The sequence below is a fragment of the Staphylococcus agnetis genome, assembly GCF_002901865.1.
Taxonomy (GTDB): Bacteria; Bacillota; Bacilli; order Staphylococcales; family Staphylococcaceae; genus Staphylococcus; species Staphylococcus agnetis.
This window is the reverse complement of sequence record NZ_PPQF01000008.1, coordinates 61,605-76,705: the sequence shown is the minus strand read 5'-3', so window position 1 is coordinate 76,705 and position 15,101 is coordinate 61,605. Positions and strand designations below refer to the sequence as shown.

At 38.1% G+C, this 15,101-nt stretch carries 15 protein-coding genes, 1 pseudogene and 1 other annotated feature; of the genes and pseudogenes, 8 read left to right on the top strand and 8 right to left on the bottom strand.

Annotated features, from left to right (window positions below):
* Positions 1 to 40 precede the first annotated feature (40 nt).
* Positions 41 to 418, top strand: coding sequence for an iron chaperone (locus tag CD172_RS01350; RefSeq protein WP_103345230.1), 378 nt, complete (start codon positions 41 to 43; stop codon positions 416 to 418).
* 75 nt (positions 419 to 493) lie between these two features.
* On the opposite strand, the gene CD172_RS01345 is transcribed toward CD172_RS01350, so the two are convergent.
* From CD172_RS01345 to rpsF, 4 genes are all read right to left on the bottom strand, one after another.
* The gene (locus CD172_RS01345; RefSeq protein WP_037565080.1) at positions 494 to 1,195 is read right to left on the bottom strand and encodes a CPBP family intramembrane glutamic endopeptidase; all 702 of its coding nucleotides are present in this window, start codon (positions 1,193 to 1,195) and stop codon (positions 494 to 496) included.
* 154 nt (positions 1,196 to 1,349) lie between these two features.
* Entirely contained in the window at positions 1,350 to 1,592 is a 243-nt protein-coding gene (gene rpsR, locus CD172_RS01340; RefSeq protein WP_103345229.1) for a 30S ribosomal protein S18, read from the bottom strand.
* A gap of 45 nt (positions 1,593 to 1,637) precedes the next feature.
* Entirely contained in the window at positions 1,638 to 2,144 is a 507-nt protein-coding gene (gene ssb / locus CD172_RS01335) for a single-stranded DNA-binding protein (RefSeq protein WP_037565084.1), read from the bottom strand.
* 23 nt (positions 2,145 to 2,167) lie between these two features.
* Positions 2,168 to 2,464: a 30S ribosomal protein S6 gene (rpsF, locus tag CD172_RS01330; protein ID WP_037565086.1), complete on the bottom strand. Its 297-nt coding sequence runs from the start codon at positions 2,462 to 2,464 to the stop codon at positions 2,168 to 2,170.
* 209 nt (positions 2,465 to 2,673) lie between these two features.
* On the opposite strand from rpsF, the pseudogene CD172_RS01325 reads away from it, so the two are divergent.
* A pseudogene (locus CD172_RS01325) lies at positions 2,674 to 3,295 on the top strand (NAD(P)-dependent oxidoreductase).
* A gap of 606 nt (positions 3,296 to 3,901) precedes the next feature.
* The gene (locus tag CD172_RS01320; RefSeq protein ID WP_103345228.1) at positions 3,902 to 4,123 is read left to right on the top strand and encodes a hypothetical protein; all 222 of its coding nucleotides are present in this window, start codon (positions 3,902 to 3,904) and stop codon (positions 4,121 to 4,123) included.
* Positions 4,124 to 4,169: 46 nt separating this feature from the next.
* On the opposite strand, the gene ychF is transcribed toward CD172_RS01320, so the two are convergent.
* Genes ychF through CD172_RS01300 form a run of 4 tightly spaced genes read right to left on the bottom strand, consistent with a single transcriptional unit; the run spans position 4,170 to position 7,263 of the window.
* Positions 4,170 to 5,267, bottom strand: a complete 1,098-nt coding sequence (ychF, locus tag CD172_RS01315; protein WP_103345227.1) for a redox-regulated ATPase YchF — start codon at positions 5,265 to 5,267, stop codon at positions 4,170 to 4,172.
* Between the two features lie 6 nt (positions 5,268 to 5,273).
* Positions 5,274 to 5,480, bottom strand: a complete 207-nt coding sequence (locus tag CD172_RS01310) for a DUF951 domain-containing protein (protein WP_037565097.1) — start codon at positions 5,478 to 5,480, stop codon at positions 5,274 to 5,276.
* Positions 5,481 to 5,511: 31 nt separating this feature from the next.
* On the bottom strand, positions 5,512 to 6,402 hold the full coding sequence (locus CD172_RS01305; protein WP_037565100.1) for a mechanosensitive ion channel family protein: 891 nt from the start codon (positions 6,400 to 6,402) through the stop codon (positions 5,512 to 5,514).
* Positions 6,403 to 6,429: 27 nt separating this feature from the next.
* A complete protein-coding gene (locus tag CD172_RS01300; RefSeq protein ID WP_370672131.1) occupies positions 6,430 to 7,263 on the bottom strand; it encodes a ParB/RepB/Spo0J family partition protein in 834 nt (277 codons plus the stop codon).
* 179 nt (positions 7,264 to 7,442) lie between these two features.
* Positions 7,443 to 7,735, top strand: a binding site (T-box leader).
* Positions 7,736 to 7,814: 79 nt separating this feature from the next.
* Here CD172_RS01300 and CD172_RS01295 point away from each other — a divergent pair.
* From CD172_RS01295 to CD172_RS01275, 5 genes are read left to right on the top strand one after another with little or no spacing between them, the layout of a single operon-like run.
* Entirely contained in the window at positions 7,815 to 8,918 is a 1,104-nt protein-coding gene (locus CD172_RS01295; RefSeq protein WP_103345226.1) for a PLP-dependent transferase, read from the top strand.
* Positions 8,915 to 10,090 (top strand): cystathionine beta-lyase MetC, encoded by a 1,176-nt coding sequence (gene metC, locus CD172_RS01290; RefSeq protein ID WP_103345225.1) that lies wholly within the window; start codon positions 8,915 to 8,917, stop codon positions 10,088 to 10,090. Before CD172_RS01295 ends, metC begins: the two co-directional genes overlap by 4 nt.
* On the top strand, positions 10,044 to 11,885 hold the full coding sequence (locus CD172_RS01285; protein ID WP_103345224.1) for a bifunctional homocysteine S-methyltransferase/methylenetetrahydrofolate reductase: 1,842 nt from the start codon (positions 10,044 to 10,046) through the stop codon (positions 11,883 to 11,885). The genes metC and CD172_RS01285 overlap by 47 nt, the downstream gene beginning before the upstream one ends.
* On the top strand, positions 11,879 to 14,125 hold the full coding sequence (gene metE / locus CD172_RS01280; RefSeq protein WP_103345223.1) for a 5-methyltetrahydropteroyltriglutamate--homocysteine S-methyltransferase: 2,247 nt from the start codon (positions 11,879 to 11,881) through the stop codon (positions 14,123 to 14,125). Before CD172_RS01285 ends, metE begins: the two co-directional genes overlap by 7 nt.
* A 24-nt stretch (positions 14,126 to 14,149) precedes the next feature.
* Entirely contained in the window at positions 14,150 to 14,893 is a 744-nt protein-coding gene (locus tag CD172_RS01275; RefSeq protein ID WP_103345222.1) for a cyclase family protein, read from the top strand.
* The last annotated feature ends 208 nt before the right edge of the window (positions 14,894 to 15,101 follow it).

The following is a 15,101-nucleotide window of genomic DNA, read 5'->3' as shown; positions in this document are numbered from 1 at the left end:
AAAAACAATCTATAGATGGATTTAAAATTGAGGTGTGTGCATGAAAACATTTGAAGCATTTCTAGAGACCATTGAAAAGCCAGCGCATCGTGAGAAACTAAAAAATGTTGTCGAGCAATTGATGAATGAGTACCCTGAACTTACTTTAGAAATTAAGTGGAACCAGCCAATGTTATTATTAAAAGACAATGGCACATTTATTTTAGGATTCAGTAAAGCAAAACCGCACTTCGCGATTGCCCCTGAAATTGAGACACGTAATTATTTTGATGATGCCATCAAACAAGCGGGTTATGATGCGACAAAAATGATTATTAAAATTAAATGGACAGATGACGTCAATTTTGATCTTATACGTAAAATGATAGATAAAAATATTGCAGATAAACAACATACGACAAAATTTTGGCGTGAATAATTGAAGCACAATAAAAGGCGCACGTAGGAATACAGGGTTCACAAAACCCAAATCCTTATCGTGCGCCTTAATGATTTATTGAAATAATAATGGAATAAATGTGTATGCATTGTTCAACATATGCATCAGTAACGGTAATTCGAAACGCTTCGTTTTTAAATAAACAAAGCTATATAATACTGCAGATTGAAAATAAATTAGAAACTCTATGACATTTGATGGTACATGTGTGAGTGCAAATATTGTCGATAACACAATGACACCCACCCACGGTAAACCTCTAAACATATATTTAAGCCCCATACCACGATATACAACTTCCTCAACGAATGGTCCGATAAATGTGCCTAAAATGACGAACCAAATTGTCGAACGTAGTTGAATCGATTGGTCGATGGCTTGATCATTTGTCGTTTTACCCGTCCCTAACATGGATAACAATAGCAGATCGATTAATCCGACGAGAATGAACACACCGAACGCAAGTAACAGATGTGCGCCTTTAATACGTTCAAATTTAAATAGTTTTAATCGTGACGATTTCCATAACATCGCTGCAATTGAAAAAGCGATGATACCTATGATGACACTCACTAATGAAAATGTATCGAAATTAATACTCATAAATCCGATGTAAAGTATGATAGCAACAGCGATGCTTGAGATTCTTGCTTTTTTAGTAATCGTCGTGCTCCCACTAGAATTTTCAGTCGTTTCCCATGGTACAGTTGTAAACGCGTCCTTCAATGTAGTCTTTATTTTGTCTAACCATGCCATATATTGTTCACTCCTATGTCTCATCTTTTGTTGTGAAATTACTCCACATTATATGGGCTGCCACATCTATTTGCAATACTTTTTATAAAATAATTTTATAAATATATATAAAGTCCCGATACCTAATACGGTTCGGGACTTTTTTTACCAAATCTTAAACTTCGTCTTTAACGAATGGTAATAACGCCATATGACGTGCACGTTTAATTGCAGTCGTTAATTGACGTTGGTATTTAGCTGAAGTTCCAGTCACACGACGTGGTAAAATTTTACCGCGTTCTGAGATGAAACGTTTTAATAATTCAGTGTCTTTGTAGTCGATGTGTGTAATACCGTTTGCTGTGAAGTAACAAACTTTTTTACGACGACGACCACCTCTTCTTGGTCCACCTGCCATGATTTGTGCCTCCCTTGCTTCATTTTTTATAATACGTTCATTATTTTAAAATGGTAAATCATCATCACTAATATCGATAGGGCCATTCGCATTGGCAAATGGGTTATCATTGTTCGATGAATGATTATTGTTGTTTTGATATGATGAATTTTGACCTTGTTGTTGTCCACCGAAACTTTGACCATAACTTTGGAAGTCATTGCCTTGGTTATTCGAATGACGTTGGTTTTGTGATTTTGGCTCAAGGAATTGAACACTGTCACATACTACCTCTGTCACATAGACACGTCGGCCTTCTTGATTTTCGTAACTGCGTGATTGTAAGCGACCATCAACGCCAGCGAGACTCCCTTTGAACAAGAAATTGCTCACGTTTTCTGCTTGCTTTCTAAAAACAACACAGTTAATAAAGTCTGCTTCACGTTCCCCTTGGTTGTTTGTAAACGTGCGATTCACTGCTAAAGTAAACGTTGCTACGCCTACACCTGAGGGTGTCGTTCTGTATTCTGGATCTTTTGTTAATCGACCTACTAATACAACTCTGTTAAGCATATTCACGCCTCATTTCTATTCTATTACTTGTCTTCGTCTTCACGTACAACAATGTAACGAATGATATCATCATTGATTTTTGCTAAACGTTGGAATTCATCAGTAGCAACGTTGTTTTCAGATTGGATACGTACGATGTAGTAGTAACCATCTTTGAAGTCTTCGATTTCGTAAGCTAAGCGGCGTTTACCCCAGTCCTTAGTTTCTAATACCTCAGAGCCTTCAGAAGCTAAAATTCCGTTGAAACGTTCAACAACAGCTTTTCTTGCATCCTCTTCAATGTTTGGACGCACGATGTACATTACTTCATATTTTCTCATTGTATATTTGCACCTCCTTGTGGTCTATGCGGCTTAACGATCTCAATCGTTAAGCAAGGAATAATTTTCATTACTCACATTCAAGTATTTTACCATACCCAATTACTTTTTACAATCGGAATTTGAAGGAATATTTTATAAGCAATGCGTTGGATATTAATGATCGCATTAAGTATAATAATTATACTACTAAAATGGAGGTTTTATCTATGAAAATCGGTATTATTGCCGCGACTGGTAAGACAGGGCAGCTCATTTTAAAAGAAGCGCTTAATGAGAAGTTAGACGTCACAGCAATTGTGCGTAATGCATCATGTAACCATTTTAGAAAAAGATGCATTGACGTTAACGCGTGAGGATTTGACGCAATTTGATGTTGTTGTCAATGCATTTGCTGCACCCATGGATAATTTACAGCAACATGTTGAACTTGGACGGAAGTTAATTGAAGCTTTAGAAGGTACAAACACGCGTCTCATCGTTGTAGGAGGTGCCGGCAGTCTCTATACTGATGACTCAAAAACTAAAAAATTAATAGATACGTCAATGGTGCCAGAATTTGCGTTACCTATTGCGAAAGCTCAAAATCAAAACTTTGAAGATATTAAAGCAACTTCGAAGTTAAAATGGACTTTTGTCAGTCCTTCTGCTTTTTATGATCCTGAAGGTCCACGCACTGGCAATTATCGTGTCGGACAAAATGTTATATTGATGAATTCAGAAGGCGAAAGTTATGTGAGTTATCCGGATTATGCCCTTGCTATAGTGAAGGAAATTCAAAATGCAGACTTCGTTAACCAACACATTACCGTTGTAAGTGAAAAAGCATAATCATATGATTGACAAAACAAAGGAAATGAGACATAAATCATTAAACCTATGATTGTCCCTAACGCCTCGCTTTTCTAGGCGCCTTACCTCAACTAGGGAGCATTACATAAATCTAATTGATTTCGTAGTAATGCCCGCCGGTGCATGAAGACGTTAGGAATGAAATGAATTACGTCTTCAGTACACCTATGAACATGCGTGAATAGGTGGTCAATAGCCTAAGTTGCGTAAAGCTTTTAAGCGCATACGCAATCCAGTCAGCTACTGCCTTATATATTGTAAAAGCCAATAGTCTTAGATTTTTGTCTCAAAATGGATTTTCGGTCGCGGCTAAATGCCTCAGAAGTCTCGGCTAAGGGACTAATCACAATTCATCATAGTGTCCATCACTAAGACTAAATCGATATATATATATAATAGCTAACAAAGTTCATGTATCAATGAGTTTTGTTGGCTTATTTTTAATTAACAGGTCTGCTATGTCCCAGCATGTTTTTTATACTATTTAACGAAAAGTGCGTTTAAATGAAATACTTTAAGTAAATATGTATGATAGAACAATCAAAACGGGTATATACATATGTCACATAAAAGGGAGTGTCATCAATGAGTGTTGAGCTAAAAGTTAAAAGTAGAAAGTTTGAAAAAAGCCTTAGCCATCCAGAAGGTCGACCGTCTGTATTTTGTCCGAATTGTGGTGAAGAAGTACTGATTACGTTAGATTCAGAACCTAACAAATGCCCTGGATGTAAAAGTAAGATATCGCTAAAAATCAAACGTAGATTTAATCCATTTTTACTCCGTCGTCGCAAAACTGTGCGTTTATAAATAAACATCCATTTCGAACATAACTTCGAAATGGATGTTTTTATCATTATACATTAAATCTGAAATGAACAACGTCGCCGTCTTTCATAATATATTCTTTACCTTCAAGGCGCATTTTACCTGCTTCTTTCGCACCTTGTTCGCCATTATTCGTAACAAAATCCTCATATCCTGTCACTTCGGCACGGATGAAACCACGCTCAAAGTCTGTGTGAATGATCCCTGCACATTGTGGTGCTGTCATACCTTCTTTAAACGTCCAAGCACGTACTTCTTGTACACCAGCTGTAAAGTAAGTAGCAAGACCTAGTAATTCATACGCTTTACGAATTAAAATGTGAAGTCCTGGTTCTTCAATACCTAAATCTTCTAAGAACATTTCACGATCTTCATCGTCTAATGTCGCAATTTCTTCTTCGATTTTCGCACTAATCACGATGACTTCTGAACCTTCTTGGGCAGCATAATCGCGAATCGCTTGTACTTTTTCGTTGTCCGCATCGTTAATTTCATCTTCACCAACGTTTGCGATGTATAACATTTTTTTAGCTGTAAGGAGTTGTGCTTGGTTCACATATTTTTGATCTTCTTCATTAAATTCAATGCTACGTACAGGTTGCCCATTTTCAAGTACTTCTTTAATTTGTGACAAAATACGTACTTCATTTAATGCTGTTTTATCTTTTTGTTTCGCTAATTTTTCTAAACGTGGTAAGCGTTTTTCAACAGATTCTAAATCTGCTAAAACAAGCTCCATATTAATGACTTCAATATCATCAATTGGGTTAACACGGCCAGCGACGTGCGTCACATTTTCATCATCAAACGCACGAACCACTTGGCAAATCGCATCTACTTCACGAATATGTGATAAGAACTTATTCCCAAGTCCTTCACCTTTAGACGCACCTTTTACAATCCCAGCAATATCTGTAAATTCAAACGTTGTCGGAATCGTTTTTTTCGGGTTAACGATACGTGCTAATTCTGATAAACGTGTATCAGGTACTTCTACAATCCCAACGTTTGGATCGATAGTTGCGAATGGATAGTTCGCCGCAAGCGCACCCGCTTTTGTAATTGCATTAAAAAGTGTAGACTTCCCTACGTTTGGCAAGCCAACAATTCCAGCTGTTAAAGCCATATTTCATTACTCCTTCTCATCTTGACTCGCTTTTTCGAGTACTTTTTTTAATTTTTTATTAAACGTCTGACGTGGCAACATGATACTTCGTTGACAAGCGGTACACTTAATTCTTATATCTGCACCCATACGAATGATTTTAAATCGATTGGCACCACATGCATGTTGTTTCTTCATTTCTACTATATCATTGATTTCATATTTTGAAGACATCGATCTACTCCTCATCCTAATTTATTCATCATCACGGTTTCGGTTGCGTCATGTTTTTATACATTTGTGCTAAGTTTGGGACAGGTGCTTCAATATTTTCAGATTGTAAAAACCCTCTAATTTCTCGACGTAAAATACGCGCCCCTTTAAAATTTTCACCTGGCGACGTCTCGGCAGACACACGTAATGTCACTTGGTACGTTTCAATAGAATCCACACCTAACACTTGCGGTACATCTATAAAAATACCATATTTTTTTGGAATTGATTTTAAAAATACGCCCAATTTTTGTTCAACCAATTCAATATTTTCACTGGTCGAAATGGGAATATCGACCAGTGCCACCCCATTGGTTACCGAGAAGTTGGTGACTTCACTCATCGTACCATTTGGAATCGTGGATAATTCACCTGTAATCGACATAATGCGTGTAGAGCGTAGCCCAATGGATTTAACAGTTCCTTCAGCAATCGGTGAGCTATTATTTTTAATACTGACGTAATCGCCGACATCAAATTGATTTTCAAAAATGATAAAGAATCCAGTAATAATATCTTTAACTAGCGTCTGAGCACCAAAACCAATCGCAAGACCGACAACCCCTGCTCCGGCGAGAATACTTTCAACACTAATACCAAATTTACTTAAAATCGTTGTTCCCGTAATAAACCATACGATATAACCAACGACGTTTTGCACAAGTGTAATTAATGTTTTAGACCGTTTTGCACGCGGCGTCTTTTTAGATTTGTTATTCACTTTGAAAAATTGTGCAATGACTTTATTTAAAATTCGCGTCACAATAAATGCTGCGAGTACGTATATCAGCACAATGATTAATTTCGTTAAAAGATTGGAATACGTTTCAGGCTCTAATAAAGGTTGAATCATATTTTTTAGTATACTCTCGAGCTGTTTCATGTAAATGTCCTTTCTTTTTAAGTCATATTAAATGTCTTTTTTCAATAACTGTATGAGGCGACGATAATCTTGTTCCGAATAAAATTCTAATGTAATTTTACCCGTTGTACCAGAAGTCGAGACATCCACCTTTGTGCCATATTGAACAGCTAACTGTTGTTCATGTTGTTTGATTATTGAAGGTTTCGCTTTTTTTGACGCATTTAGACTCCCGGATGTCTTCTTTTTAACATTTGGTTGTTTTTCAGCAATTTTTGCCTCTAATGTGCGCACACTCCAAGATTCTTGAATTACTTTTTGCGCATATTGTTGCATTAATGAGGCATCTTTAAGTGCTAACAATGTCCGTCCGTGACCTCCTGACAATTGTCCCTCTCGAATCAAAGTTCTGATTTTAACAGGCAATTGTAGTAAGCGCAACATATTTGCAATATAAGGTCGTGATTTCCCAAGACGTTCTGCAACTTGTTGTTGGGTAAGACCTAATGCCTCCATCAGTTGTTGATAACTCTCTGCTTCTTCCAGAGGGTTTAAATCTTCACGTTGTAGATTCTCAATAATTGCGAGCTCACGCATACGTGAATCGTCCATCGTTTTAATTATAGCTGGCACTGTTTGAAGACCTGCACGTTCAGAAGCACGGAACCTACGTTCACCTGCTACGATGTAATACCCCTTTACGGAAGGTGTGACGACAATGGGCTGAAGTACACCATGTTGCTGTATAGACGTTGCTAACTCTGCTAACTTGTCTTGATCAAAATGTTGTCGTGGTTGATATGGATTGGGACGGATTTCTTCAAGGTTCAGTTGCACTATATTTTCCGAAAGTGGCATATCGTGTAAATCTGCCATCCACATCCCTCTTTTCAAAAATTTTTACGTTTTTATTGTACTGTTTGATGCCTTGATATACAAGACTTTCACAAAATTACAAGGCACTTAAAATAGTGTGTTAAATCATAATTTTCTGAAAAATGTGTTGACATATAAATAATTACCATGCTAAAGTGTGACTATCCAATTACAACCGCATGATTTTAAACACGATAAAAAGGAAAGTAGAACTTACACTGCTTTTACAGAGAGTCTTCATTTGCTGAGAGAAGATATTGAAAGAAAGTTTGAAAATGGCCTTGGAGTGTTGGCGCCGATATGAGGTGTCACCGGGTTCGCCCGTTATAGCGATACAGTATTAACATGTTTTAATGGCGTACTGGAATTGTTCCACACTTCTATGTACCTTTTATTAACATGGCGTACTGGAAGAGGCTACTTCAGTGATGGCGTAGCAAATTAAGGTGGTACCACGAACAAAGCTTTCGTCCTTTATTTCCGATTTACAAATCGGGTGTAAAGGAAGGAAGCTTTTTTGTTTGTTTATTCTAAAACGATAGAGGAGGTTAAACCATATGAAAGATACAGAACTCGCGCAAATTGCATTGACTGAAGATACGACAGGTGCTGTAGCAAATCCCATTTATTTATCTACTGCTTACCAGCACCAAGGTTTGGGTCTCTCTAAGGGCTATGACTATACACGTACAAAAAATCCCACACGTCATGCTTTTGAAACTGCGTTTGCGAAACTTGAAGGCGGAGTAGCCTCCTTTGCAACTGCGAGTGGGATGGCAAGCGTACAACTAGTCTGTAGCCTTTTTAAACCAGGAGATGAAATCCTTGTCTCCTATGATTTATACGGTGGGACGTTTAGGCTGTTTCAATATTACGAAGAGCAATACGGAGTTCATTTTAAATATGTGCATTTTGAAGATGTTACGCATGTACAACAACAGATTTCATCCCATACAAAAGCATTTTTTATTGAACCGATTTCCAATCCATTAATGATCGAAATAGACCTTGAACCATACTACTCGTTAGCCAAACAACATGGACTTATCACGATTATAGACAATACATTTTTAACACCTTATTTATCAACGCCATTAAATGACGGCGCAGATATCGTATTACACTCCGCCACAAAATATATCGGTGGACATAATGATGTGTTAGCTGGCGTTGTTACTGTCAAAGATCCTGATTTGGTCAATCAGTTTGCGCTCCTTCACAACATGATTGGTGCTACATTGTCACCATTTGACAGCTACTTATTACAACGTGGTTTAAAGACATTACATTTACGAGTCGCACGCGCTCAAGAAAATGCGCAACGTTTAGCTGCACGCTGTAAACATTTAGAGGGTATTCAAGAGGTCCTCTACAGTGGACGAACGGGCATGTTAAGTTTACGTTTAGAACAAAATTATAGTGTGGAAAAGTTACTCGATCATATTCATGTTTCTCGATTTGCAGAAAGTTTAGGTGGAACGGAAACGTTTATCACTTTTCCTTACACGCAAACACATGTCGATATGCCGGACGCTGAAAAAGATGCACGTGGTATCGATCAACACTTAATACGTTTGTCTTTAGGTATCGAAGCCTATGAAGATATTGAATCAGATTTTATACAGGCTTTAAATCAATCACGAGAAGGGGTGATACAATGACCCATTCCAAAACAACGCAACTGATTCATGACCACCATCGCGGCAAAACGTATCAAAGTGCGAATTTACCCTTGTATTATTCATCGACGTATCACCAACATAAGCTAGGTGGAGAAACCACATATGATTACGCAAGAAGTGGTAATCCTAATCGAGAACTACTCGAAAGAAAACTGGCTGAACTCGAAAACGGTACACATGGCTTTGCATTTAACTCAGGTATTAGTGCGATTACGAGTGTTTTTCTTACTCTAAAAGCAGGTGATCATGTCCTATTGCCTGACGACGTCTACGGTGGCACCTTCCGATTAACAGAACAAATTTTAAGTAAATTCGATATTCAGTTCACAACAGTCGACGCTGAAAAGACAGAAAATTTTGAAAAATATATTACACCTCGTACAAAATTGATTTATATTGAAACACCGTCTAATCCATTATTTAAAATAACGGATATTCGCGCAGTCGCTAAAATTGCACAACGTCACAATCTTTTATTAGCTGTAGACAATACGTTTATGACACCAATGGCTCAGAATCCATTAGATTTAGGCGCTGATATCGTGATTCATAGTGCTACGAAATTTCTGGGCGGTCATAGCGATTTAATTGCCGGTGCCGTTGTTACAAATCATGCTACGTTTGCTGAAGCCATTTATTTAATACAAAACGGTACAGGTTCAGGCCTTTCTGTTTACGACAGTTGGACATTAACACAACACATTAAAACGCTCGATGTGCGCTTTCAATACGCATCTAAAAGTGCTCAACGCATCGTGCGATTTTTAGAACAACATCCGGCTATTGCTGACGTATATTACCCAGGTTATAGCCCCGTGCATCTTAACCAAGCCACGCATGGTGGTGCTGTATTTGGATTTAGACTTAAACACGAACATCTTGCACAAACTTTTGTCGATGCATTACACCTGCCGTTAGTGTCTGTAAGTTTGGGTGGCGTAGAAACGATACTATCACATCCCCACTCTATGTCCCATGCGGCCATACCTCAACACATTCGAGAAGCAAGGGGCATCACATTTGGATTATTTAGACTTAGCGTTGGCTTAGAAGACACCGATACATTAATTAAAGACTTAGATGACGCATTAAAGGAGGTTTACGATGAGTCGCTTATTAAACACCCTAAAAGACAATATTCTAGTGGCTGATGGCGCAATGGGAACAATCCTTTACTCTGAAGGACTTGATACATGTCCAGAAGCTTACAATTTAACGCACCCAGAAAAAGTTGAACATATTCATCGTTCCTATATACAGGCTGGCGCTGACATTATTCAAACTAACACTTACGGTGCCAATTTTGAAAAGTTAAAAGCGTTCGGTTTAGAACATAAAGTACGTGACATTCATGAAGCTGCTGTTGCCATCGCAAAGCGTGCTGCTAAAGAAGATACGTTCATCCTTGGCACTATAGGTGGCTTTCGCGGCATTAAACAAGGTAATTTCTCACTACCTGCCATTCAATATCATACTGAAATTCAAGTAGATAGTTTAGTACAAGGCGGTGTGGATGGTCTTTTATTTGAAACATACTACGATTTGGATGAACTGCTCACCGTTATTAAAGCGACGCGTAAAAAGTACAACATTCCAATCATAGCCCAATTAACCGCTTCGAATACAAATTATTTAAGAGATGGCACTGTGATTAATGATGCACTAGAACAAGTCATTCAGGCTGGGGCCAATATCGTCGGTTTAAATTGTCACCATGGACCGCACCATATGAAAAATACCTTTAGCCATATTGCCCTACCATCGCACGCGTATCTTTCCTGTTATCCAAATGCCAGCTTGTTAGATATTGAAAATAATAACTTTAAATACAGTAATAATGCGACGTACTTTGGAGAAGTCGCAGAACAATTAATTCAAGAAGGTGTTCGGATTATCGGCGGCTGTTGTGGGACCACGCCAGAACATATTCATCATATTAAAACGTCCGTGCAGGGGTTAAAACCGATTAAACATAAAAAAGTGATACCCATTCATAAGAAACAAGAGAGTACGCAACATCCGTCATCAAAACTTAATTTAAAAGAACGCGTGACAAGACAACCTACCATTATTGTTGAGTTGGACACACCAAAACACCTTGATACCGGGCGTTTTTTTAAAAATATCGAAGCGCTGGATCGCGCCAATATTGACGCCGTAACGCTAGCAGATAATTCACTCGCTACGGTCCGCATTTCCAACGTGGCCGCAGCAAGTTTAATCAAACAAAAGTATCATATTGAGCCACTTGTTCACATTACTTGCCGTGATCGTAATCTCATCGGTTTACAATCACATCTTCTTGGCTTATCACTACTCGGTATTAACGAAATTTTAGCCATAACTGGAGACCCTTCAAAAGTAGGCCATCTCCCAGGTGCGACGAATGTTTATGATGTGAACTCTAAAGGATTAACAGAACTTGCCTTACGCTTTAATGAAGGTATTAACACAGACGGTGATGCGCTGAAGAGACGTACCAATTTCAACATCGCTGGTGGTTTTGACCCTCATGTCAGAAATATTGATGCAGCTGTCCGAAAACTCGAAACTAAAATTGAAAGTGGCATGCATTATTTCATTACGCAACCCGTATTTACTAAAGAAAAAATTGTTGAAATTTATGAAGCAACGAAACATCTCAACGTGCCTTTATTTATAGGTATCATGCCTATCACGAGTTATAACAATGCGCTATTTCTTCATAACGAAGTGCCGGGCATCAAAATGACTGACGATGTATTAGCACGCTTCAAAGCTGTTGCAGGTGATAAAGCGGCGACATACGAACTTTCCATTTCCATTTGTAAATCATTAATTGATACCGTACATCAATACTTTAATGGTTTATATCTCATTACACCGTTCGAACGTGTCGACTATTCTTTAGAACTTGCAGCTTACTCAAAATCAATCACATCAACCAATCAGGAGGTTATATTATGACAATTAAAACAACTAACTTAGGATTCCCAAGACTTGGACGTAAACGTGAATGGAAAAAAGCGATTGAAAACTACTGGAATCAAGCGATTACGAAAGCAGAATTAGATGAAACGTTACTCAATTTACAACGTGAAAATTTATTACTTCAAAAAAATCATCATTTAGATAGTGTACCAGTCGGTGACTTTTCACTTTATGACCATATTCTAGATACATCTTTACTATTTAATATTATCCCTGAACGTTTCCAAGGACGTGAGGTTGATGATGATTTACTTTTTGATATTGCACGTGGTAATAAAGAACACGTCGCAAGTGCACTCATTAAATGGTTTAATACAAACTATCACTATATTGTACCTGAATGGGATCATGTCACACCTAAATTAGGGCGTCATGTCATTTTAGAACGCTTTAACTATGCGAAATCGCTTAACATTAATGCGCACCCTGTGATTGTCGGCCCTATTACTTTCGTCAAATTATCAAAAGGCGGCGAACAATCACTTGAAGAAAAAGTACGTACCCTACTTCCACTATATATCGAAGCTTTCGAAGCTTTAATTCAAGCAGGTGCGGAATTGATTCAAGTTGATGAGCCCGTGTTAGTCACAGATGATGGTGAAGATTTAGAGGCCATTACACGTGAGGCGTATGAGGCTTTTGCAGGGGCTGAAGTGGCTCAAAAATTAATCATTCAAACGTATTTTGAACGCGCTAACGTCAAATTCTTAAGCAGCCTTCCGGTAAAAGGGTTGGGTTTAGATTTTGTACATGACCGTGGAGAAAACTTGAAACAAATTAAAAACGGTGACTTCGATTCATCTAAAACATTATTCGCTGGTATCATTGACGGTCGTAATGTATGGGCGGCTGATGTTCAAGCTAAAAAAGCGCTCATTGAAACATTAACAACTTATACAGATGATCTTTATATCAACCCTTCATCATCATTGCTTCACGTTCCGGTATCATTAGATGATGAAACATTGGATGAAACGGTACGTGATGGTTTAAGTTTTGCGACAGAAAAATTAGAAGAATTAGATGCATTAAAGCGTGCAATCAATGAAGGAAATCATGAAAAATTAGACACATTACAGGCCCAATATGATCGTTTCCAAAATCAAGATTTCAAAAATTTAACATACGACTTTGACAGTGTGCGTGCTTCACGTGAATCTAAGTTTGAAACACGTAAAGTATTACAACAAGAACGTTTAAATTTACCTGATTTACCTACAACGACGATTGGATCATTTCCACAATCTCCAGAAGTACGAAAAAAACGTGCGGATTGGAAAAACAATCGTATTTCAAATGAGGAATACGAAACATTCTTAAAAGCGGAAATTGGACGTTGGATCGATATTCAAGAAGATATTGGCTTAGACGTGTTTGTCCATGGTGAATTCGAACGTAACGACATGGTTGAATTCTTTGGTGAAAAACTTCAAGGATTTTTAGTGACAAAATTCGGTTGGGTGCAGTCTTATGGTTCTCGTGCGGTGAAACCACCGATTATATATGGTGATGTGAAATGGACAGCACCGCTAACAGTCAAAGAAACTGTTTATGCACAAAGCTTAACAGACAAACCTGTCAAAGGTATGCTTACGGGTCCTGTGACGATTTTAAACTGGTCATTTGAACGTGTAGACTTACCGCGAGAAGAGGTACAAAACCAAATCGCTTTAGCTATTAATGAGGAAGTGTTAGCGCTCGAGGAAGCTGGTATTAAAGTCATTCAAGTGGATGAACCTGCATTACGTGAAGGCTTACCACTGCGTAAAGCCTATCATGAAGATTATTTACGTAAAGCCGTGCATAGCTTCAAACTGGCGACATCATCAGTGGCGGATCATACACAAATCCACACACATATGTGCTACTCACAATTTGGTCAAATCATTCATGCGATTCATGAACTTGATGCGGATGTTATTTCTATTGAAACATCACGTAGTCATGGCGATTTAATCAAAGACTTTGAAGATATCAATTATGATTTAGGTATCGGCTTAGGCGTATACGATATTCATAGTCCGCGTATTCCTACTGAAGATGAAATAACGACGGCCATTCAAAGAGGCTTACAACAAATTGACCGCTCACTCTTCTGGGTGAACCCAGACTGTGGTTTGAAAACGCGTAAAGAAGCAGAAGTGAAAGACGCTTTAAACGTTCTCGTGAACAGCGCGAAAAAACTACGTCAACATACGACAACACCGACAGCATAATCACTTTTAGAAAGGATGATAGCCATGTCCTATCCATTATGGCAACAACTTGATCATTTAAAGTCCCTGACATGGGTGGATTTAACACATACCTTCAACGCACACTCCCCTCACTTTAGTGCGTTTGAAGGTGCTCAAATTGACACCCCATTCACTGTTCAAAAAGATGGATTTTTTGTTCAACAGTGGCAGCTTGTGACACAATACGGCACCCATATTGATGCCCCTATTCACTTTGTAGATCACACACGGTACTTACATGAATTGGCGCTTAAAGAATTGGTACTCCCGTTAATTGTGCTCGATTTTTCTAAAGAAGTAGCGGAAAATGCTGACTTTGTGCTTACACGTGAACACGTTGAACAGTGGGAAGCACAAAATGGGACAATCGAACCTGACACGTTCGTCGCCTTTCGAAGTGATTGGTCGAAACGTTGGCCTCATACGGAACAATTTGAAAATAAAGATGCTGAAGGCCATCAACATCTTCCCGGTTGGGGGCTTGATGCTTTAAAATTTTTAATCGAAACACGTCACGTAAAAGCCATTGGTCATGAAACATTTGATACCGATGCTTCTGTTGATATTCGAAAACATGGTGATATCGCAGGTGAACGTTATGTTTTAGGACAAGATACGTATCAAATTGAGCTTTTAAACAATTTAGATCAACTTCCTACACGTGGCGCAATCATTTATCACATCCCGCCAAAACCTGATCAAGCTCCTGGATTTCCTGTGCGTAGTTTTGCGATACTTCCAGAATAAAAAATGATAATTTATCGGGGACTCAAAAATAACAACTCTAAAAATCAAAAAGCCAGCAAATTTCATGAACTAATGAATTTGTTGGCTATTATTTTTCTATATAAATAAATATATTTTTAATGATGGACACTATGATGACTTGCAATTGATTCCTTAGCCGAGATTTCTGAGGCATAAAGCCGAATCCGAAATTCCTTTTTAAGGTAAA

Coding starts and splice junctions, on each gene's coding strand:
- CD172_RS01350 (WP_103345230.1), top strand. CDS start 41: ATGAAAACATTTGAAGCATTTCTAGAGACCATTGAAAAGCCAGCGCAT.
- CD172_RS01345 (WP_037565080.1), bottom strand. CDS start 1,195: ATGGCATGGTTAGACAAAATAAAGACTACATTGAAGGACGCGTTTACA.
- rpsR (WP_103345229.1), bottom strand. CDS start 1,592: ATGGCAGGTGGACCAAGAAGAGGTGGTCGTCGTCGTAAAAAAGTTTGT.
- ssb (WP_037565084.1), bottom strand. CDS start 2,144: ATGCTTAACAGAGTTGTATTAGTAGGTCGATTAACAAAAGATCCAGAA.
- rpsF (WP_037565086.1), bottom strand. CDS start 2,464: ATGAGAAAATATGAAGTAATGTACATCGTGCGTCCAAACATTGAAGAG.
- CD172_RS01320 (WP_103345228.1), top strand. CDS start 3,902: ATGAGTGTTGAGCTAAAAGTTAAAAGTAGAAAGTTTGAAAAAAGCCTT.
- ychF (WP_103345227.1), bottom strand. CDS start 5,267: ATGGCTTTAACAGCTGGAATTGTTGGCTTGCCAAACGTAGGGAAGTCT.
- CD172_RS01310 (WP_037565097.1), bottom strand. CDS start 5,480: ATGTCTTCAAAATATGAAATCAATGATATAGTAGAAATGAAGAAACAA.
- CD172_RS01305 (WP_037565100.1), bottom strand. CDS start 6,402: ATGAAACAGCTCGAGAGTATACTAAAAAATATGATTCAACCTTTATTA.
- CD172_RS01300 (WP_370672131.1), bottom strand. CDS start 7,263: ATGTGGATGGCAGATTTACACGATATGCCACTTTCGGAAAATATAGTG.
- CD172_RS01295 (WP_103345226.1), top strand. CDS start 7,815: ATGAAAGATACAGAACTCGCGCAAATTGCATTGACTGAAGATACGACA.
- metC (WP_103345225.1), top strand. CDS start 8,915: ATGACCCATTCCAAAACAACGCAACTGATTCATGACCACCATCGCGGC.
- CD172_RS01285 (WP_103345224.1), top strand. CDS start 10,044: ATGAGTCGCTTATTAAACACCCTAAAAGACAATATTCTAGTGGCTGAT.
- CD172_RS01275 (WP_103345222.1), top strand. CDS start 14,150: ATGTCCTATCCATTATGGCAACAACTTGATCATTTAAAGTCCCTGACA.